Genomic DNA, 21,253 nt, shown 5'->3' on the forward strand with positions numbered 1-21,253 from the left:
GTTAATCGTTAATACTTGAAGCCGGAGAGCGGCTAAAGCCGGCACTTGCTCTTCTGTGTCGGAAACTGCAAGCCTCGTGCAGCGGGCCAAGCAATACCAAGCTTTTCGGGAACAGTTGCTCAGGTGGGAGAAAACGGCTTCGGAGTGCGATCGTTGTTCGGTAATGGGGGAAGCGGTGCGGTTTGCGATCGGGCTTTTGTGGCAATGAATAGATATAGAAGTGAAAAGCCAGTCCAGGGAGGGCTGGATGCCTGTCCCCCAAAAAACGAACTATATCAAATTTTTTATAATCATCAATTCGACAATCAAAAGCATACAAGAAGAGAACATCATTTCATTACATTTCTGCAAATATTCAGTGTAACTAATGGTATTTAATGCTCCCGTCCCTCCTGAACGATACTGAATAATGTTTGAGTTTATTTGCAGTTTCATCGCACCATGATGCGAGGCATTTCTTAGCGTACTATCTAAACACTGAACGACAGGAGCAAAGCTGTGTCTATCTTTAAAAGGGTTAGCTCTATTAGCCTTATTTATAGTCATATATTTCTTCATATCCATCTCTTCAAAAATATCAAAATTACGACCACTTAATATGTTATTTATACCTGCCAAAATGAAAAGACTTGAAGTTATGTGTTCGTAGATATTTCCATAAAACATCTTTAGGTTTCTAAATTTATTGGATGACAGTGATATATCCTCTGGAATTTTCTGTTTCTGCTTTGCATACAGATAGAGCTGAAGTAGGTCGTCATAATTTTTCAAGTAATCATTAAAACTTTCTAAATGGCGCTCTAGGCAATCTTCTACGTGTTTCTCCAAATAGTATGAGCGAAGATTGTAATATTGTAAGGAATTTTTGCTTTTGGCTTCCTTAATTTCATTCAATATAGTTTTCATTTCTTCGCTCCGCTCTTCACCAATAAACAAAGCACTAAACATTAGAATTGATTCGTGCAAAGGATAAGATTTATCAAATAAATCCTCGGCAAGTTTATCTAAGTATTCAAGTGCAAGATTCTCTTTGCCTCTGTTGTGAAGAGACCAAGCTTTAATCAAAAATTCCAGCTTCTCTCTTAAATTTCTAAAGCCTCCTACCAATGAAAAAATATCTAGTATTTGCTTTTCTGAGAAGTAATGTTTTGTTTTTTCAATTCTTTCAAAAGCACCCAATCGCTCAGCTTGATGAATCGAAGAAAAGTAATATTTATTATGCAAAAATTTTTCGGCAACTAGGAAATTGGGGTCTAAATTTATAACGGTTCCTTCAGTTTGACAAACTTCACAGTTGCTAACTGTAGAAAACTTAGTTTTTGGAGCCTTGAAGCCGGCAAATTATCAAACCTACGCCAGTCATCAAAATCAATGTCCAAGCGAACAGACATATCCTCACCACAATTTACGCAAGGGAAGGTATGCTCTTGATAACGATCAGTTCCCAGTGAGATGCGTAGAGTATGGTTTGTTTTGCAGGTTCCGCAACTAACTGTCCAACGCTGAATAACCATAATTTTCGGAAAGGTCTAAAGGATTATTTCTGTTTACCAGTCTTGGCTGCAGAGTCGGCGGCTCGCTAAAGCCCGCACTTGCTCGTCGGCGTCGGAAACTGCAAGCGATCGCACCAGAGGCAAAGTTTCCGCATTTTCGGGATAATGTTCGATAATTGCTTCGAGTGCTGTAAATCTGGGATTGTAAGCAAAAGAACCTGTTCTATCGTAGGAGTCAGTCAGAGCTCTCTGGCGCAAAAACTCAAACATTCCCGGCTCGTCTTTCCATCCCCGCATTAACTCTACCAGAGCGATCGCCCGCACCTGAGAATCTTCATCCTGCGCTGCCCGAATTTTCAGCCACTCAAAAGTTTGAGGCTCATTTGTCCGCCCGCGAGCTAACTTTTGCAAAGCGAGTTGCCTAACCGCCGGACTCTCATCGCCCTCTGCTTTAGCCTCCAGCATCCTCCAAGTTTCAGCACCCGAAGGCCAGTTGCGAGCGAGTTCCTGCACCGCCACTTCCCGCACCTCCTCCTCCCCAGAATCAAGCTGAATTTTCAACCAAAGCAATGTTTCCGGCTCTTCTGGCCATCCCCGCGCTATTTCTCGCACCAGCACGCTCAGCAGGTGAGCATCCCCCTCCGACTCCGCCAGTTTTTTGAGAAAAGGCAAAGTCTCGTCCCGGTGTCCCCAGCCTCTTGCTATCTGTTCCACCGCAGTTTCTCGGACGTTGAGGTGTCTGTCTGACTCGGCGAGATTTTTCAACCACTCAAAGACTTCGAGACTGGCTGACGGTAAGGTGGCTGCAGCTGCTACTACTACTTGGCGCACAGTCCAATAATCCTCTGAGGCCGCTATTTTTTGCAGCAGGGGCAATGTATCCGGGCTGTCGGGCCAACCTGCGGCAATCTGTTGCAGGGCTATTTCGCGTAGTTCGGCGTCGCGATCGCCCGCAGCTATATTTTGCAAAAAAGGCAGAGTTGCGGGGTTAGACGGCCAGCCAGAGGCAATTCCTTGGACTGCTGCCTGCCGGACGGTGGAACTCTGGTCGGACTCGGCGAGACTTTTGAGCAGCGGATAAATCTCTGGTTGGGCCCGCCAGCGCGAAGCTAATTCTTCGATCGCTGCTGTCCGCACTTGTTCGCTGCTGTCGGATACGGCTAGGGTTTTCAGCAGCAGGCCAACTTCTGCCACGGCCTGCCAGCCCGCTGCCAACTCCCGCACAGCTAATGTTCGCAGGGTAGAAGTTCCTGTCTCGGTCAAGTTTTTGAGCAGGGAGAAAGTACCTAAAACGCTGTGCCAACCTCTGGCTATTTCTTGCCACGCTGCGACTCGCACTCGCAAATTTTCGTCGGATTCGGCGGCGGTTCTCAGCTGCAGTAAGGTATCTGTTCGATCGCGCCAACGACGGGCCAACAGTTCCAGCGCGCAGGTGCGGACGGTCGGACTGCGATCGAACTTAGCCAGGGCGGCCACCAGTTGCAAGGTATCCTTTTTATCGGGCCAACCCGCGACCATTTCTGCGATCGCAGCCGATCGCACTGCCCAACTTGTATCGAATTTAGCGAGTTTTTTGAGCATCAGGTAAATTTCTGGCTCGTCAGACCAACTGCGGGCTATGGCTTTGACTGCTGTGGCCCGGACTTCGCCGCTGTCGCTGGAGTGTGCGAGTATTTTCAGCCAGGGCAGGGTTTCCGGGTCGTTTTTCCAAGTTTGGGCGATCGTGGCGATCGATCGATCGCGAATTTGATAAGTTTCCTGCAATTCTTGAGCGCTTTGATAAAGAATCAGGAAAGCCGTCCCGTATTGTGATAGCTTTTTTAAAGCATTTAACAGTTTTTTTTCGGTGTTTTTATTGATGCCATTTTTGACTTTTAACAGGCAGCCCGCTGCTAAAAACAAATTAATAAATTTTTCCGGTTGACCGTTTTGATCTGTCAAATATTCTATCAGTTCGCTTGCTGTTTCTCTATCTAATTTAGCTGCAATTTCTGTGAAGACTTCCTGCAAAGATTCATCCCGCCAGTGCTGCTCAAAAACTTGTGTTTTGAGTTGAGTCCAAGTCAGTTGACCAGTTTTGAGTTGTGTGTCGATTAACTCTGCAACTGTCTGGGGATTATTTTCGCAAACAAGTTTTTTTAACAACATACCAATATCTTGTCCCCTAGAGTTTGTTTGCATTGAAAAAAGACTCGGCGGTTGACATCAGGTTTATACAGGCTTGCACCCGAAAAGAGCGGCTTGAAGAAAGGGCAATTAAAATTACCTTATTTTCTTTACACCGCAAAGGTGTTCGCCCTCGATGGCCCAAGCAAACGCAAGTTTGACGCTGGCGGGGTTTCAACCTTTTTCTGCTCCGTATTGTAGTATGCAGCCGATCGACTCTATTTTATACCACAATTATTTACCAGCGTCGCGCCTCAATGCAAAAGCCGCCAGCACCCACAGAAATATTGGGTTTTGGCGGAGGGTTATCGAACAATTCAGGCGGTAATTGCTCAAAGCATTAACTTGATAACCGTTTCCGACTCGCAACATCCCCACTTGTTTTGCAGCAACCAAAGCACAAACACCTGTATTAAGGGCGATCGTTGGATGCGATCGCACACCTACCCAAAACCATCGATATCTTACTGGGACGCACTCTACAATTTTTTAAATTTTAATGATTATTTAAGCTCCCATGCTGGAATACTGCTTCAAACCCTGCCGCCACAGCCAGCGATTCCACACAAAAAACACCATACTCCAACCCAACATTACCAGTAAACCGCGGCCTACATCTACGGGCAATCCTATCAATATTGAAGCGGGAAAATGAATCAAATAAGGAAACGGTGTCCACAAAACTACTTCCCGCACGGCTGGGGGAAAAACTTCTAGCGGCGCGACAAGTCCCGATAAAAAAAGGTACATTAAAAACCAGAATTCTTCGATCGCACTTGCCCTCTCGATCCAAAAAGCAAACAGCGCAAAGGTATACTGAATCAAGAACCGCAAACAAAAAGCGAAAACGAGAACCAACAAAAACAACAAAAATCTGCCCAAACTCGGCAGCCAAAAAGACTGCGGGTAAAGTGCAAAAAATAGCAGCACTAATCCTAATACAAACGGTAGCCTCGCAAACCTTTCGGAAACGTGAGATGCGAAGTGATGCCATACGGGATCGAGAGGCTGCAACAATCTATTAGATAACTTACCTTCCACGACTTCTTTTTCAAACTCCCAAATCACCCAAACCACATTAGTTTGTCTGACTATGAAAGCTGCTAAAAAGTAACGGGCAAAGTCGATCTGCTTCAGCCCAAATTCACCAGTTTCGGCCGCTTGCATCCACACGCCCATCAAGATAAACGGCAAAGCTCCCGACAGCGCCCACAAAAACAATTCCTCCCGGTATTCGAGCATATAAGCGTAGTAGGTGACGAGCAAAGTTTTAGCAATTTTAATGTTTTTTTTCATATTCATTGTCACTGAAAGAATACTGAATTTAACTCAAGGAAAGAAGAAATAGGTAGAGATTCTTAATGTGCGCTACCAGGCAGATTCTGGTAACGAGACACGAGCAGCGTAAAAAGGCTGGTAATAATAAATCACGATCCCAATAAATCCCCTTTCTTAAAAGAGAATTTCATGCTTTTTTAGCCCCTTAACAAAGAAAATGTTTGACGGTTGTTGGCTCCCTTTGTCAAGGGAGATAGGAGTAATATCTACACTTTACCCGTGCGAAAAACTCGACCGATTACTTCTTCAATTGGCGGATCGGTAACACTCAAATCGATAACTTCTAATTCTGCTAAAATCTTCGACACGCTTACCGTCAGTTCCTCCCTTTTTACCAAAAACCGCACGGAATTACCTTCAATTGATTCTACCTCGCCGTAACCAAAAGCGCTATCTTTTGCCAAGGGTTCGGCTAATTTTACTTGAACTTCCCGATAAGGTGCAAACCTGTCGAGCAATCCGTCCAAACTACCATCATAAACTAATTGCCCTTCATGGATTAACAAAACGCGCTTGCACAAAGCAGTAATATCAGCCATGTAGTGACTTGTCAAAAGTACCGTTGCTTGATAGCGCTCGTTATATTCCCGGAGAAATTGCCTGACGCTAAACTGTGCGTTGATATCCAAACCTAAAGTCGGTTCATCTAAAAATAATACCTCCGGCTGGTGCAGCAAGGCAGCCATGAATTCTGCTTTCATGCGTTCGCCCAAAGATAGCTTTCGCACTGCTTGATTTAACTTGCCTTCTAGTGACAGCATTTCTGTCAATTCTCCGACTCGTCGCCGATAATCTGCATCGGGAATTCCATAGACAGCGGCGTTGATTCGCAGAGAATCGAGCACTGGTAAATCCCAAATTAACTGTTGTTTCTGCCCCATCACTAAGGTAATTTTTTGCAGAAAATCTGCTTGGCGGCGGAACGGAGTGCGATCGCACACTGTCACTGTACCATCAGAGGGATAAATCAAACCAGTCAGCATTTTCAGCGTCGTAGTTTTGCCCGCACCGTTAGCGCCGAGAAACCCCACCACTTCTCCAGGTTCAATACTGAAAGAAACGCTGTCAACTGCTTTGATGTTGCGGTAAGTGCGGTTAAAAAAGTGCTGGACTGTTCCCTTAAGTCCCGGTTGTTTAATCGCTACTGGATAAACTTTGCTTAAGTCTTCTACAAAAATAATTGGCATCGGCTTTAATTTTAACTTTTATTTTAATCTGCGATTTTGCGATCGACTGTGCCAAGATGGAAATAATTATCAGATATCCATTAATCGCAAAAAATTTACAACTATGGTACTCACTCCCGATCGTTCACGCATCTCTCGTTTGGTAGGAGACAATTCTCCTGAAAATATTACACTTGTACCGGGACAACTTGCTAGTTTTTCTGGGGGAGTTTGGATGCTGGGCGGCAATGATACTGTAACAGGTTCATTAGATGCAGAACGGATTTTCGGCAACGATGGTAAGGACAGTCTGTCAGGCGGGCCCGGCAATGATTCTATTTACGGCGGCAAAGGTGATGACGATATTTTGGGAAAAAGTGGCAACGATGTTTTGACAGGGGATAGAAATAGCGATTTTATTGATGGCGGTGTGGGAAATGATTTGCTGCGCGGCGGTCAAGGTGTTGATTTGTTAGTTGGCGGTGATGGTAACGATACTTTAATCGGCGATAGAGATGTGGATATTTACAAAGGAGGTGCGGGGAGAGATGTTTTTGTTTTTCGAGTCGATCAAGCGGGAATGGGAGTAGGGGGAATAGAAGTTCCTGATGCAGTAATTGTGGACTTTGATAAGTCGAATGATTCCATCGGACTTAGTGTGGATTTTAGCACTACTCTTGTCTTCTTGGAACAGACAAGTTATAGCTTGGACGATCCGAGACTGCTGCTGCTAAATCCTGGAACTATAACGGGGGGAACGAATTTGTTAGCCAAGGGCGGTATCTCGCAGGAAAGTCTCGATCCAGACAGCAACGGGCGCGTGGAAGCTACTAATATTAGATTTGGTTCTAATCAGGCTTTGTTGGGTACTGTGTTGAATGTAACGCCTGCTGATTTAACCGGCCGTTTGATTAATGCTAGTTCTCTGCTGTAATTTGTAGATCTGGGGTGCGAATTACGCACCTTACTAAGGATCTAACTTACTGTCAAAACTGCGCGATAGCGCACTTTATTGTCGCGGACTTTCTGGATTGCTTCATTTGCTTGTGCGATCGCAAAAACTTCGACAATCGGCTCAATCCCAAACTTCTCTGAAACTGACAGCATTTCATAAATCATAGCACGACCGCCGATCGGAGAAGCCGTAATTCGGCGGCGCTTCGCCAGCAGCGCAAATAACGGAATACTCAAAGGTGCGTCGGGAACTCCCACAAAAGCAAGGGCACCGTCAGAATCGAGAAAATCAATGTAGGGAACCCAATCTAAAGCAGCAGGAACAGTGCTCAACAAAATATCTAATTTACTGCTAGGCGGTTGAGGAACTTCGCCTTTTTCTACTACAATAGCTTCGTCCGCCCCCATTTTATGGGCAAATTCTGCCTTATCTTGGGAAGTAGTAAAAACTGTAACGCGGTTGCCTAATTTTTTAGCAAATTGCACGGCTAGGTGTCCCAAACCGCCGATACCGAGAATGCCGATTTCTTGCCCCGAACTCATCCCCGCGTTTCGCAAACCGGCGTAAACAGTAGTTCCGCCACACAGCAACGGCCCGGCTACTTTGGAATCGATGCCTTTGGGAATAGGAAAAGCAAAGCGGGAATCTACCATTAAATAATCGGCTAAACCGCCGGGCCCTGTAACAATTAATCCCTGGTTTTCATCGCAGAGATTTTCGTTACCGCGCAAGCAGTCACGACAATGCAAGCAAGACGACCTTTGCCAGCCGACACCAACGCGATCGCCTACTTTTAAATGAGTCACTTGCGATCCTATTTCTGCCACTTCTCCGATAACTTCGTGACCGGGAACCAGGGGATATTTTGATTGACCCCAATCGTTATCAATCATGTGCAAATCCGAGTGACAGATGCCACAAATTAACACTTTTATGAGACATTCGTGCACCTTGGGCGCTGCGACATCAAATTTGTATTCTTCAAGCAACCCGCCTGCTTTTTTTGCTGCTAATGCTGTGATTTGCATGGTAATATTTTCTGGTTTCTTTGTCATTATAATAGTATTTGGGGCTGGTTGAACCCTCTATTTTTTTAGAAACTTAAATTTAATAACTCAAAGTATCTGCCACACTCCTCTATCCCGAAGCCGAGGGGTAAACAGAGGCTTTTTTTCGCCCCTGAAGCGCGATCGGGATCTGACTGGTGACAAGCACTTAGGATCGAAAACTTAATAACTTAAACACCTCCTACAGTCCTCTATCCTGTAAGTTGCCAGATAAAAGGAGGCATATCCTCACCTATCTGCATTACTAAGCAGAGCCTGGTAAGGAGCAACAGTTAACAGTTAACAGTTAGCAGTCAACAGTCATTTGCTACTAATAACTAATAACTAATAACCAATGACTAATTACCCATGAATAATTGCATCAAACCGGGGAATAATCGATGGGCTTCCGATGCAAAGAAAGCTGGGCCGACAGTAACTTCTGCACGCTGATTCTTCACAGCATCCCAGATTGCTTTAGCAATATCTTCCGGCTGAGAAGCCCAGTTAGATTTCAACATTTCGGTCATTTGTTGGCGGCGCAATTCGACTGCTGGTTCGTCTCGATCGCGAAATTGAGCTCTTTCCAAAAAATCGCTGTTGATCAAACCCGGATGTACGGCGCAAACGTGAATGCCTCGGGGTGCTAATTCCAATCGCAAAGTTTCTGTTAAACCGGTTACTGCATATTTGCTGGTGCAATAAGCGGTCATTTGAGGCAAGGGCATTTTGCCGCCTATGGAGCCAATATTGACGATTGTACCCGTTTTGCGATCGAGAAAATGTGGTAAAAGTTCTTGAATTGTGTTAACGCAGCCCCAAAAATTGGTATTCATTAATTGCTGCCAATCTTCGGAGGTGGTTTGCTCGATCGCCCCCGCGAGACAAATCCCGGCATTATTCACCAAAACATCAATGTTTCCGCAAGTATCTAGGGCTTTTTGGACGATCGCCCGCACTTGTTGAATGTCGCCCACATCCCCCGCAATAGGGAAAGCGGAAGTGCCTTCACGCTGCACCTGAGCTGCTGCCGCTGCCAATCTCTCTGGCTCGCGAGCCACCATCACCACATCGTAACCTTTACTGGCAAATAACAGTGCCGTTGCTTTGCCGCTTCCTTGAGAAGCGCCTGTAATCAAAACTGTAGGAGCCATAGATAGTTATACTTTGTAAGTGGGGGTTTTGTTTGCTGCTGTATGGAAACTATAACAGATTTAAGGTTATTTTAGGCCCGCTCTACATTGATAGTTGTTTTTGAGTGTGGTAATTTTTAAGGATTGGCGATCGGGCTTTTTGAAGGAACCGCGAAGACGCTAAGAACGCGAAGGCTAGAACTCGAAGGCAGAAAGAATAAGAGTGGACAAGATAAGATAAAGTATTCTGATTTTGTACGAAATTTCCATGGCTACAGCCTAGGTCAGGTTTATGATGCACTCACTTCTAACCTGGTTTGTTTACAGTTCAATTTTATAGCTGTAAACTGATGGGTGTTCCAGAAACTATATTTCAGGCGTACTGCACCTACATGGAATATGCTGTAATCCTTTCAAAAACATATTGAATTATATCAGAGTAATTTTGACTTGGTGAGGATTCTTTCCAATTCCCTGCAATTCGATGTTGGGGGTTTTGACTTTCCTCTTCTTTTCTGGCTAACTGGATCAGCATTTGAGCTAAACGCAACTTCTCCCTGTATCCAAGCTGCTGACACAAGCCAGCGATCTCATCATAGTTTATGACCAATTTTGGTTTGTTAGCTTAATCAAGATCGGTAATATTTTACCATATCTAACCAGTTGCTTTTGCTTCGGGTAGATAGATTAAATTCAACTCGCAAATAAAACCTCCTGGGAGCATCTCAGTTGTGCATTTATAGTGTTGTCCCCGATCGCGAGTACAATACGGGATCGGGGACGATCGCAGGCTCAAGAAAAGAACCCAGCGCCGTTTCCCTACGGCAATCGCGTACAATTCAACCAACAATTAAGACAAAGCCGAGCAATTTTTGGGTTTTATTAATTCAATTTCCCACAGCAGCCGGCTGCTGACGATTTCGCACTTCCAGATAAATCAACAAAGCATTAACATCAGCCGGATTAACCCCGCCAATTCTCGCAGCTTGGCCAATAGTCAGCGGCCTAATTTTAGTCAATTTTTCCCGCGACTCCTTCGAGAGAGTTGTAATTGCCATATAATCCAAGTCTCCAGGCAATTGGCGGCGTTCGTGTTTGGCAATGTCATCAATTTGATTTTGCTGTCTTTGCAAATAACCGGAATATTTGAGGTCAATTTCTACACCATTTTTCTCGGCTAATTGTAGACTGGAATCACCTAAATTGTAACGTTCCAAATCGACATAATGAAAACCGGGACGGCGCAGCAAATCAGCGAGAGTAATTGAACCTTTAATCGCTTGTTGAGTATCGACCAAAATTTTCTTCCCAAGCTCTTCGTGTTCTTTGACGCGAGTCGAGTACAAACGGGCTTTTTCCGCGATAATATTAGCTTTTTTGCGCTCAAATAACTCCCAACGGCGATCGCAAATTAAACCAATTTCTCGTCCCAGCGGAGTCAAGCGTTGATCTGCATTGTCCGATCGCAATAATAACCGATATTCCGATCGCGAAGTCAGCATCCGGTAAGGTTCCCGCAAATCCTTCGTACACAAATCATCAATCAAAGTCCCGATATAACTTTGCTCGCGAGGAAACACAATCATCTCCTGATTTTTCGCAAATCTAGCCGCATTAATCCCCGCCACAATCCCCTGTGCCGCCGCCTCCTCATAGCCAGTCGTACCGTTCACCTGACCCGCGCAAAACAGTCCTTCAATCTTCTTCGTCATCAGCGTTGGAAAGCACTGAGTAGCCGGCAAATAATCGTACTCCACAGCATAAGCAGGGCGCATCATCTCGCACTTTTCCAAACCAGGAAGAGTCCGCAGCATTTGCAATTGCAAACTTTCCGGTAAACCCGTCGAAAATCCTTGGATATAAAGTTCAGGAATATCCCTACCTTCCGGTTCAATAAAAATCTGGTGGCTTTCCTTATCTGCAAACCGGACAATCTTATCTTCAATACTCGGACAGTAGCGCGGCCCCTTCGCATCAACCCAGCCGCCGTAAACCGGAGAAAGGTGCAAATTGTCTCTAATTAACTGGTGAGTTTCTGGCGTAGTTCGAGTTAGGTAACAAGGCATTTGTTCCCGTTCCACCCAAACTTCAGGATCGAAACTAAACCAACGAACTTCTGCATCTCCCGGCTGCGGTTCCATGTTGGTGTAATCGAGAGTCCGCTTGTCAACTCTTGCCGGAGTTCCAGTTTTCAATCGTCCAGTTTCAAAGCCCAAACGGTTGAGAGTTTCTGTCAAACCGACGGCGGCAAATTCTCCGGCACGTCCGGCCGGCATCGACTTATTGCCCACCCAAATTGTGCCGCCTAAAAAAGTTCCAGTGGTGAGAATTACGGCTTTGCATTCAAAGGCAACGCCGAAGTATGTTTCAACACCGATAATTTCTTCATTTTTGCCTAAAACTAAGTCTGTAACCATCGCTTCGCGGACGGTCAAGTTCTCTTGATTTTCGACAATATTGTTCATCACGGCGGCGTATTCCCGCTTGTCTGTCTGTGCTCTGAGAGCCCAAACTGCGGGGCCTCTCGAAGCGTTGAGGACGCGCTTTTGTAGATAAGTGCGATCGGCCATTTTACCGATTTCGCCGCCCAAGGCATCCACTTCGTTAGTAAGTTGAGTTTTCGCGGGCCCGCCGACAGCCGGATTGCATGGTTGCCACGCAATTTTATCGAGATTGAGGGTGAGTAAAAGCGTGCGACAGCCGAGGCGAGATGTGGCGAGGGCGGCTTCGCAGCCGGAGTGTCCGCCACCAACTACGATGATGTCGAAACTATCTTGGAATTGTACTGTGGTTTGTGCGGTCATTCGATTTTAGATTTTAGATTTTAGATTTTAAATTGAAGGATTAATTCCGTCTTGAGTCTGGGAAGTAATTAATCCAGGAGCTTGTTTAGTGGATACCATTATATAGTATAATTCAAAATATGTCGTCAAATACAGAGATCGCCAGCAGTTATACCAGCCATTTAAAGGAAATAGCGAAAATGGTAAATCAACTATTTTACGGTGACAATCTTGATGTCTTACGCAGACACATCAAAGACGAATCAGTAGATTTGTGCTACATTGACCCGCCTTTTAACTCAAAACGCAACTACAACCAAATTTACAACAACATTGGCAAGGAAGACCAAGCCCAAGCACAAGCTTTTATTGACACTTGGACTTGGGACGATTATGCAAATCAGGGTTTAGCTGAAATCTTCGAAAATTACCAAGGTAAATTTACATTACAAAGTATTGATTTAATAGCGGGTTTAACAAAAGTCTTAAGCAAAGGCAGTTTATTAGCATATTTGGTTCACATGACTTTGCGAGTAGCTGAAATTCATCGAGTCTTAAAACTTACTGGTAGCTTTTATCTACATTGCTATTCTACAGTTAGTCACTATTTAAAATTAGTATTAGATGCAATTTTTTGTCCCCAGGGCGGAGATTTTATCAATGAAATTGTCTGGAAGCGGACAAATGCTCACAGCGATACTAAACAAGACCGCAAAGCCTACGGAAATATTAGTGATGTGATTTTATACTATAGTAAAAGTAAAAATTATAAATTTAATACTCAATTTCTAGCCTACACTCAAGACTATGTAACAAGCTTTTATAAACATACTGATGCTGATGGGCGACGGTATCAACTTGACAACCTGACTGGTCCTGGCGGTGAAGCAAAAGGCAATCCTTACTATGAAGTTATGGGCGTTAAGCGTTACTGGCGTTACAGTCAGGAAAAGATGAATCAGTTAATTGCTGAAGGGCGAGTAATTCAGACTAAACCGGGAACAGTACCACGATACAAACGCTATCTGGATGAAATGTCAGGTACGCCATTGCAGAATATTTGGGATGATATCAAACCCATTCAGTCACAGTCAGCAGAAAGACTTGGCTATCCCACACAAAAGCCTTTAGCTATTTTAGAGAGAATTATTCAAGTTAGCAGCGATGAAGGTGATGTAGTTTTAGATGCTTATTGCGGTTGCGGTACTACCGTCTGCGCCTCTCAACGCCTCAACCGCCAATGGATCGGAATTGACATTACTTATCAAAGTATTAGTTTGATTCTCAAACGCCTTGAGGATTCTTTTGGGAAAGGTGTACTTGAACAACTTAAGTTAAATGGCATTCCTAAAGACATGGAAGCAGCAGTTGCCCTTGCTAACAAAAAAGACGATCGCACTCGCAAAGAATTTGAAAAATGGGCTGTGCTTACCTATACTAATAATAGGGCAACTATTAACGCCAAGAAAGGTGCAGATAAGGGAATAGATGGCATTGCTTACTTTCAAGGTGACAAAGATGAACCAGAAAAGATTATCGTGCAAGTCAAGTCAGGGAAAATGCAATCAGGAGACATCCGCGATTTGCAAGGAACAATTACCCTCGAACAAGCGGCGCTGGGCATTTTTATTAGTTTGAAAGAGCCAACTAAGGACATGATTAAAACTGCCAAATCAGCCGGAATATATCAAAGCAAATATATGAATCAAAGTTCCGATAAAATACAGATTGTTACTATTAAGGAAATGTTAGAACAGAAAAAAAGGCTCGATGTTCGCCTGAGTTTTGAAGTAGTGAAGTCAGCCGAAAAACAAATGGAAGTTAAATCGAAACAGTTAGAACTAGACATTTAGAAAATAGTGATAGAGGAGTTACGGACTGTGCTGCTGCAAAGGTTTGAGATTATTCGTTTCACTCAAAATGACAGAATTATGTCTAAATGCGTCCTGGACTACTATTCTCTTCTCTGCTCTTCCTTCGCGTCCTTAGCGTCTTCGCGGTTAAATAATTCCGTATTGTGGCAATTTTGCGCTATGTTAGACAAAAAAACTTAACAACCGTACACAGCAAATGAAATATTTTTTCTTATCCGACGGCTGGAAAGTCGGGCGCGTCTGGGGGGTTGGTGGCGAGTGGACAGCCGCCGCCTGGAGACGACAGCCGGATATCCAACAGCTCAACCTCTGTCTTTCGGATCGAAATGAAAAAATGTGGCTCTACCGTGTAGAAGACGCTGTACTCATGGTAGAAGTCCAGCCCGGAACCCCCCTAGATCCGGCAGATCCAGGAAAAAATATTGGCAACGTCACCCTTACCAGACTCATCGATGCCGAGCAAGTTCTCGAACGCCTCGGGGCGATCGCCGCCCGCTGCTCGATCGATAGCCCACAGTTAATGTAATGTCGAACATATTGCAATCGGTTCTAACACTCGATACACTTCTTTAAATAACTTTCATTTTTATACCTCCTCCTGTGAAGGTAGAAAGGATTCGGCAAAAGGCAGAATTTAAACCCCGGACATCACCGCTCGGGATGGAAAATCTGAATTTTCCGTCAAAATGACATCATCACTTACACCTTGGAGAACCGCAGTCAATGGGACTACCCTGGTATCGCGTACACACAGTCGTCTTAAATGACCCAGGCCGATTGATTTCTGTACACTTAATGCACACTGCCCTCGTGGCAGGTTGGGCCGGCTCGATGGCCCTTTACGAACTAGCAATTTTCGATCCCTCAGACCACATTCTGAACCCGATGTGGCGTCAAGGGATGTTCGTGCTGCCCTTCATGACTCGCTTGGGAGTCACCGGTTCTTGGAACGGTTGGAGCGTCACGGGCCAAGGTAACGTCGATCCTGGCTTCTGGTCTTTTGAAGGCGTTGCGATCGCTCACATCATCCTCTCGGGTTTACTGTTCTTAGCAGCAGTCTGGCACTGGGTATTCTGGGACTTGGAGCTCTTCAGAGACTCCCGCACCGGCGAACCCGCCCTCGACTTGCCAAAAATGTTTGGCATTCACCTGTTCCTCTCCGGCTTGCTCTGCTTCGGCTTCGGCGCATTTCACCTTTCGGGACTTTTCGGCCCGGGAATGTGGGTGTCCGACCCCTACGGCCTGACCGGTCACGTCCAGGCAGTGGCGCCTTCTTGGGGCCCTGAAGGCTTCGATCCGTTCAATCCGGGCGGCATCGTGGCTCACCACATTGCAGCGGGCGTAGTCGGCGTAATTGCCGGTTTGTTCCACTTGAGCGTGCGGCCGCCGGAACGTCTTTACAAAGCCCTGCGGATGGGGAATATCGAAACTGTACTTTCTAGCAGTATCGCTGCTGTGTTCTTCGCCGCCTTTGTGGTTGCGGGTACGATGTGGTACGGTTCTGCTGCTACTCCGATCGAACTTTTTGGCCCTACTCGCTATCAGTGGGACAGCAACTATTTCCAACAAGAAATCGATCGCAGAGCCCAAGCTAGCTTAGCCTCCGGCCAAAGCTTCCAACAAGCTTACGAGCAAATTCCCGAAAAATTGGCTTTCTACGACTACGTGGGCAACTCTCCGGCTAAAGGCGGTTTGTTCCGCGCTGGCCCGATGGTCAACGGTGACGGTATCGCCAAAACCTGGCTCGGCCATGCAGTATTTACTGACAGTGAAGGTCGGGTATTGTCGGTGCGCCGCCTACCGAACTTCTTTGAAACTTTCCCAGTCGTTTTGACGGACAAAGATGGAGTCGTTCGCGCTGACATCCCCTTCCGCCGTGCTGAATCAAAATACAGCTTTGAACAAACGGGAGTTACTGTCAGCTTTTACGGTGGCGAATTTGACGGTCAAACCTTTAATAATCCTCTAGATGTGAAAAGGTTTGCTCTCGCCTCCCAAAAGGGTGAACTCTTTGAATTCGATCGCGAAACCTTGAAGTCTGACGGTGTTTACCGCACTTCGACTCGCGGTTGGTTCACTTTCGGACACGCTTGCTTTGCTTTGCTGTTCTTCTTCGGCCATATCTGGCACGGTTCTCGGACAATCTTCCGTGACGTGTTTGCTGGAGTTGAGGCTGACCTCGAAGAACAAGTCGAGTGGGGCTTGTTCCAAAAACTGGGCGACGTGACCACAAGAAGAGAAGAATCTATCTAGTTTTCGCCAGCCCCACGGGCAGGCCGGAAACTTCCCCGGTACAAAAAACCCGGTTTCTTGAAGAAACCGGGTTTTTTTAGTTAAAAATAAAACCAGCAATTAAGATAAAATAAGACTGCAAGGGAAGATAGGGAAAATTTAACATGGAAAGCGTTGCTTACATTTTGATTCTGGCTTTAGCTTTAGGTGTACTATTTTTTGCGATCGCCTTTCGGGAACCACCCCGGATTGGCAAATAATTAGCCCTACGGCGGAGGTCAAGGGGTATCAACAACGGTCTAAAAACCTTTGTATCTCTCGTTTATAGCCCAGGATCGATCCCCTGGCATACTAAGCGGGAATCGGCTCTAGTCATCAAACAGTAGACTGATACTAGGTTTTAGCTCTAGTTGACACATAAACTCACTGCCGGAGTGCCGAGTCATTTTTCTAGTCCAGTCATTCATCTAACCGCGCGGTCAGATGAATGGCAATTTGCTGGCAACGCCTGTTAAAATCAGCAATCATGCGCTGTTCCTCCTGCCAACATACAAATAGTCGCGTTCTCGAATCGCGTTCAGCCGAATCAGGTCAAAGCATCCGTCGGCGGCGCGAGTGTTTGAGATGCCAGCACCGCTTTACAACTTACGAACGCATAGAATTTGTGCCGATTACAGTGATCAAGCGGGACGGCAAGCGCGAATCTTTTGACAGGTCAAAATTAGTCAGGGGACTGGTTCGGGCCTGCGAAAAAACTGGTTTGTCCTCCGGGCAGCTAGAAACTCTGGCAGAAGAAATTGAAGCGCAACTCCAAGGTCGATCGATCCGAGAACTCGCCAGCTCAGAAATTGGGGAACTGGTATTGTTGCACCTGCGACCCCTGAGCGAAGTCGCTTACGTGCGCTTTGCCTCAGTATATCGGCAGTTTCGAGGTATCAGAGATTTTGTAGATACCCTAAATCACCTTCAAAATCCGCTCAACGAAGCTCTAGAGCCAGAAAATCAGCCTGATTGTGACGCAGATTCCCTCGATGGCGATCGAGTCGATCGAGAAAGCCCCGCATCCTGCGCTACTGGCAGCTAAACTCCCTTAAATTAATTTATAAAGCAGTATGCAGGTAAGTTATAATGATTTACTTGACTCTGAATGTTACGATTAAACGTTTTAACGTAGAGTTTGCACCAATAGCAGTGGCAAGCCCGGATGCAAAGTTGCACCAGGCAAAAGTTAGCAAAAACTGACTTTAGTAAAAGATTTTGCAAGAAGTTAACCGCTTTTTCACCAAAATCTCTCATATTTGCCGGCACAAACGAAAAACATGAAGGAGAGAAATCCTAGGAAACTATTCGCATGGTCAATCTCAAAACCACAGTCAAAGACATCGGCTTTACTCACGAAGATTTTGCAGCCCTACTCGATAAATATGACTATCACTTTAGCCCGGGCGATGTAGTAGCCGGTACAGTTTTTAGTATAGAACCCAGGGGCGCTCTGATTGATATCGGTGCTAAAACAGCAGCGTACATTCCCATTCAGGAAATGTCGATCAATCGAGTGGAAAGCCCTGAAGAGGTATTGCAATCAAACGAAACCAGAGAATTTTTCATCCTCACCGATGAAAATGAAGACGGACAATTAACCCTGTCCATCCGGCGCATCGAGTATATGCGGGCCTGGGAAAGAGTACGACAACTGCAAGCAGAAGATGCCACGGTGCGATCGCAAGTATTTGCCACCAACCGCGGCGGCGCACTCGTCAGAATTGAAGGGTTGCGAGGCTTTATTCCCGGTTCTCACATCAGTACCCGCAAACCGAAGGAAGAATTAGTCGCCGAAGAATTACCATTAAAATTCTTAGAGGTAGACGAAGACCGCAACCGCCTAGTGTTGAGCCACCGTCGCGCCTTAGTTGAGCGCAAGATGAACCGCCTCGAAGTTGGGGAAGTGGTCATCGGTACAGTACGCGGTATCAAGCCTTACGGTGCCTTTATCGACATCGGCGGCGTCAGCGGCTTGCTGCACATCTCGGAAATTTCGCACGATCACATCGATACGCCTCATAGCGTCTTCAATGTCAACGACGAAGTGAAAGTGATGATCATTGACTTGGATGCCGAGAGGGGCCGGATTTCTCTCTCCACCAAGCAGTTGGAACCGGAACCGGGCGCGATGGTCAAAAATCGCGAATTGGTTTATGAAAAAGCTGAGGAAATGGCAGCTAAGTTCCGCGAAAAAATGCTCGCTCAAAAGCAAGCTAAAGCAGGCATAGACATTCCAGCAGACTCAACAGATGCCTTGGATCTCTCCGACGAAATACTCGAAGACGTACCCTCAGCAATGGAAGAGGACGTGCCGGAGGTAGCAGCCGAAGCAGCACCCGAAGCAGTAGAGGAAGCAGCACCCGAAGCAGCAGCCGAAGCAGCACCCGAAGCAGCAGCCGAAGCAGCACCCGAAGCAGTAGAGGAAGCAGCAGCCGAAGCCGCACCCGAAGCAGTAGAGGAAGCAGCAGCCGAAGCCACACCCGAAGCAGTAGAGGAAGAAATCCCTGCTGCGACTGTCGAATAACATCGCAGTCACCGTTACAAAAAGAGGGATTATCCCTCTTTTTTTTGCTTCAACCTCGCAATTACCAGATACATCTTGTCCAGTCGATTGACAACAGAATTATGTAGCGCCATCGAGAACCCGCGACCTCGCGGGACACTTCCCCGACAGCACTCTCGACAATTCAAATATATAGGGCTTGCTGAAAAAGTCCACAAATCGAATCTAAGTGTCAAACAGCTTGAAAAATGGGAGATTCGGAGATCGGTTCCCAAATTTACTCCACAATTTTCCACCGAAATCCAAGGATTTTGAGCCGACAAACGTCATAACGAGAGCACTTTTTTGTGTTTAAAAATCTTGCAACCCTTGGCAGTCATAACTTCTAGTTCTATTCAGCAAGCCCTATATAATTCCGATGCAGCCGGAAACGATACGACGCTCTAAACCAACATCGCCATCGATTCGCATTAGAGATTAACCATCTCCTGCAGGTATGCGGACAGTAAAAATTGACCCTTTTCCCTCCTCGCTTTCCACCAAAATCTCGCCGCCCATCATCTGACAGTAATGGCGGCTAATTGTGAGTCCCAATCCAGTGCCGCCGTACTTGCGCGTCGCCGAACAATCAGCTTGCACGAAGGCTTCAAACAATTTGTACTGCTGTTCCTCAGACATTCCAATGCCGGTATCTTGAACTCGGAAACAAATCCAATCCGATGCTTCAGCACTAGCAATTGGACAAGCAATCGAGCCTGTAGCAATTGAATTTTCAACACCCGACAGCTTAGCTGCCTTAGATTTTCCGGTTCCCTCAATGCGGCTGACGCTGATTTTTACCAGACCGTTTTTAGTAAACTTAGCAGCATTGCTCAGCAGATGCAGCAGCACTTTCCGCAGTTTCGCAAAATCTGCGTGCATTGTGCCGACAGTTTGAGGATTGCACTCTATTTCTAAAACATTGCCATTCTTTTTTACAGACAATTTAGTCGCAATCTCCACATTATCAACCAGGGATGCAATGTCAAATTCTTCGATTTCGAGTTTCACCTCCCCCCCTTGAATTTTAGACAAATCGAGGATATCGTTAACCAAACATAGCAAGTGCGTACCAGCATTTTGAATCTTGTGTAAGTCTGGAACAAAATCCTCTCCTTCAAGCTCTGCCGCCTCTTCTAAAAGTAGTTGGCTGTAGCCGATAATCGCGTTTAAAGGCGTCCGCAACTCGTGGCTCATATTTGCTAAAAACTGGCTTTTGGCAGTGCTAGCAACTAAAGCCTCTTCCTTGGCTTGTTCCAATTCTTTTGTATGTTCCGAAACTCGCTCGATTAGGTGATTGAGAGACACAGCTAATGAGCCTATTTCGTCTTGCCCGGTGACTGGTACTCGCAAATCAAAATTTGACTCTGTGGCTACTTGTTCGGCCACCTGAGTGAGGCTGACGACTGGTTTGGCGATCGCCCGACTGGTGCGGTAAGCCACCATTCCCGCCACTGCTACCGACAGCAGCATACTCATCATAATTATGCCCTTTTCGATGCCTTGAGCGTCCTCCATAACTGCACCGCTTTGCCGCTCTTGCCGCTGGGCAATATCGAGGATTTTGCTAACTTCCTGAAAGCGAGCTTCGAGTTTTTTTGCACCTTCTCCACTTTCTGTAGCCAACAATTTTCTGGCTGACTCTATCTCGCGAGGCGACAGTTGCGATTGCTGGATTTGCTGCAAAGTTAAAGAAAGAGTATCGGCATAGGATTCTAAATTTTTCGTGCAATCTTGTAGTAAAGTTTTGATAACTTCCGGCTTTGCCGCCAGCCATGCGGGTTCGCTATCGGCAAATGTTTCTATGTCCAGCCGCAGGTTTTTTGCTTTGACAATACTGTTAAAAAACTGCTGTTTTTGGAGATCGAGTTTGGCGGAATTATCTACAAAAGAATCTAGCTGCGCTCCCTGCAATTGTGCCGCCAAGCCTGCATCTTTAAAATTGCCGAGCAATTGCGCTTGTACGTGAGCGTCATGGAACTGTGTTAATCCTTTTCCTTGGTAGTAGTCGGCAATCACCAATCCGCTCATGGAGCCAAGAAAGCCGATTCCTATTGCTAGTAAATACCCGACACCAATTTTTTGATGGATGGGCAACCCCCCAATTTTAGCTGGCAATATTTTATTGAGTTTCAAGGATAATCTATCGACCAAATCCTGAATGCACGAGTTTTGATTGGCGGTTTTTACAGAAGCCAGTTGTTCGGAAAAAAAGAGTGGCATCGGCTTACCTGCATTGCTATTTTTGGGGTTAAGTTTTTGCGTTGCTACAGGTTTTACCTGCTGATTTAATGCTTCTAACTCTGGATTTGACTCGCCGTTGCCAAACCAAGCCGCCATCGAAAATTTTTCTTTGTTTTCTGTTTTTTTGAGCAAGTTAATTCTTGACATATGCAACCGCTGTATTGTGTTAAAATCTACCACGCTCTTAAGTTTTCCAAACGGAAAAGCTTGTGGGTTTTCCAGCAGACATCTGTGAAAAA

The 21,253-nt window shown here is 45.7% G+C and carries 17 protein-coding genes; 8 read left to right on the plus strand and 9 right to left on the minus strand.

Translation table 11 applies throughout. From position 1 onward, the window contains the following. Nucleotides 1-55 precede the first annotated feature (55 nt). Nucleotides 56-208: a hypothetical protein gene (locus QT998_RS10180; protein ID WP_333114450.1), complete on the plus strand. Its 153-nt coding sequence runs from the start codon at nucleotides 56-58 to the stop codon at nucleotides 206-208. Nucleotides 209-270: 62 nt separating this feature from the next. Here QT998_RS10180 and QT998_RS10185 read toward each other — a convergent pair whose 3' ends face one another. The 5 genes from QT998_RS10185 to QT998_RS10205 form a co-directional block, all read right to left on the minus strand. Next, entirely contained in the window at nucleotides 271-1,224 is a 954-nt protein-coding gene (locus QT998_RS10185; protein ID WP_333086982.1) for a hypothetical protein, read from the minus strand. 323 nt (nucleotides 1,225-1,547) lie between these two features. Beyond that, nucleotides 1,548-3,674 carry a HEAT repeat domain-containing protein gene (locus QT998_RS10190; RefSeq protein WP_333114452.1) on the minus strand — a complete coding sequence of 709 codons (2,127 nt, stop codon included), beginning with the start codon at nucleotides 3,672-3,674 and terminating at the stop codon, nucleotides 1,548-1,550. Nucleotides 3,675-3,893: 219 nt separating this feature from the next. Further along, nucleotides 3,894-4,100, minus strand: a complete 207-nt coding sequence (locus QT998_RS10195; RefSeq protein WP_333114455.1) for a hypothetical protein — start codon at nucleotides 4,098-4,100, stop codon at nucleotides 3,894-3,896. A 66-nt stretch (nucleotides 4,101-4,166) separates the two neighbouring features. Next, the gene (locus tag QT998_RS10200; protein WP_333114457.1) at nucleotides 4,167-4,955 is read right to left on the minus strand and encodes an ABC transporter permease; all 789 of its coding nucleotides are present in this window, start codon (nucleotides 4,953-4,955) and stop codon (nucleotides 4,167-4,169) included. A 248-nt stretch (nucleotides 4,956-5,203) separates the two neighbouring features. Next, nucleotides 5,204-6,184 (minus strand): ABC transporter ATP-binding protein, encoded by a 981-nt coding sequence (locus QT998_RS10205; RefSeq protein WP_333114460.1) that lies wholly within the window; start codon nucleotides 6,182-6,184, stop codon nucleotides 5,204-5,206. A 103-nt stretch (nucleotides 6,185-6,287) separates the two neighbouring features. Between QT998_RS10205 and QT998_RS10210 the strand changes: the two genes are divergently transcribed. Then, a complete protein-coding gene (locus tag QT998_RS10210) occupies nucleotides 6,288-7,097 on the plus strand; it encodes a calcium-binding protein (protein ID WP_333086972.1) in 810 nt (269 codons plus the stop codon). A 41-nt stretch (nucleotides 7,098-7,138) separates the two neighbouring features. Here QT998_RS10210 and QT998_RS10215 read toward each other — a convergent pair whose 3' ends face one another. From QT998_RS10215 to mnmG, 3 genes are all read right to left on the minus strand, one after another. Further along, the gene (locus QT998_RS10215) at nucleotides 7,139-8,173 is read right to left on the minus strand and encodes an NAD(P)-dependent alcohol dehydrogenase (RefSeq protein WP_333086971.1); all 1,035 of its coding nucleotides are present in this window, start codon (nucleotides 8,171-8,173) and stop codon (nucleotides 7,139-7,141) included. A 350-nt stretch (nucleotides 8,174-8,523) separates the two neighbouring features. Further along, a complete protein-coding gene (locus QT998_RS10220) occupies nucleotides 8,524-9,318 on the minus strand; it encodes an SDR family NAD(P)-dependent oxidoreductase (RefSeq protein ID WP_333086970.1) in 795 nt (264 codons plus the stop codon). An 866-nt stretch (nucleotides 9,319-10,184) separates the two neighbouring features. After that, the gene (gene mnmG, locus QT998_RS10225) at nucleotides 10,185-12,101 is read right to left on the minus strand and encodes a tRNA uridine-5-carboxymethylaminomethyl(34) synthesis enzyme MnmG (protein ID WP_333086967.1); all 1,917 of its coding nucleotides are present in this window, start codon (nucleotides 12,099-12,101) and stop codon (nucleotides 10,185-10,187) included. Between the two features lie 179 nt (nucleotides 12,102-12,280). Between mnmG and QT998_RS10230 the strand changes: the two genes are divergently transcribed. From QT998_RS10230 to QT998_RS10255, 6 genes are all read left to right on the plus strand, one after another. Beyond that, nucleotides 12,281-13,933 carry a DNA methyltransferase gene (locus tag QT998_RS10230; protein WP_333114462.1) on the plus strand — a complete coding sequence of 551 codons (1,653 nt, stop codon included), beginning with the start codon at nucleotides 12,281-12,283 and terminating at the stop codon, nucleotides 13,931-13,933. A gap of 217 nt (nucleotides 13,934-14,150) precedes the next feature. Then, the gene (locus QT998_RS10235) at nucleotides 14,151-14,480 is read left to right on the plus strand and encodes a hypothetical protein (RefSeq protein ID WP_333086962.1); all 330 of its coding nucleotides are present in this window, start codon (nucleotides 14,151-14,153) and stop codon (nucleotides 14,478-14,480) included. Nucleotides 14,481-14,677: 197 nt separating this feature from the next. Then, on the plus strand, nucleotides 14,678-16,207 hold the full coding sequence (gene psbB / locus QT998_RS10240) for a photosystem II chlorophyll-binding protein CP47 (protein WP_333086960.1): 1,530 nt from the start codon (nucleotides 14,678-14,680) through the stop codon (nucleotides 16,205-16,207). 143 nt (nucleotides 16,208-16,350) lie between these two features. After that, nucleotides 16,351-16,446, plus strand: a complete 96-nt coding sequence (locus QT998_RS10245) for a photosystem II reaction center protein T (protein ID WP_083622085.1) — start codon at nucleotides 16,351-16,353, stop codon at nucleotides 16,444-16,446. A 266-nt stretch (nucleotides 16,447-16,712) separates the two neighbouring features. Beyond that, nucleotides 16,713-17,270: a transcriptional regulator NrdR gene (gene nrdR, locus QT998_RS10250; protein ID WP_333087476.1), complete on the plus strand. Its 558-nt coding sequence runs from the start codon at nucleotides 16,713-16,715 to the stop codon at nucleotides 17,268-17,270. A gap of 267 nt (nucleotides 17,271-17,537) precedes the next feature. Continuing rightward, a complete protein-coding gene (locus tag QT998_RS10255) occupies nucleotides 17,538-18,752 on the plus strand; it encodes a 30S ribosomal protein S1 (protein WP_333086958.1) in 1,215 nt (404 codons plus the stop codon). 456 nt (nucleotides 18,753-19,208) lie between these two features. Here QT998_RS10255 and QT998_RS10260 read toward each other — a convergent pair whose 3' ends face one another. Continuing rightward, on the minus strand, nucleotides 19,209-21,194 hold the full coding sequence (locus tag QT998_RS10260) for a HAMP domain-containing sensor histidine kinase (protein WP_333114464.1): 1,986 nt from the start codon (nucleotides 21,192-21,194) through the stop codon (nucleotides 19,209-19,211). Nucleotides 21,195-21,253: the final 59 nt, after the last annotated feature.

The sequence above is a fragment of the Microcoleus sp. S1D4 genome (genome assembly GCF_036700765.1).
In the GTDB taxonomy this organism is placed as follows: Bacteria; Cyanobacteriota; Cyanobacteriia; order Cyanobacteriales; family Microcoleaceae; genus Microcoleus.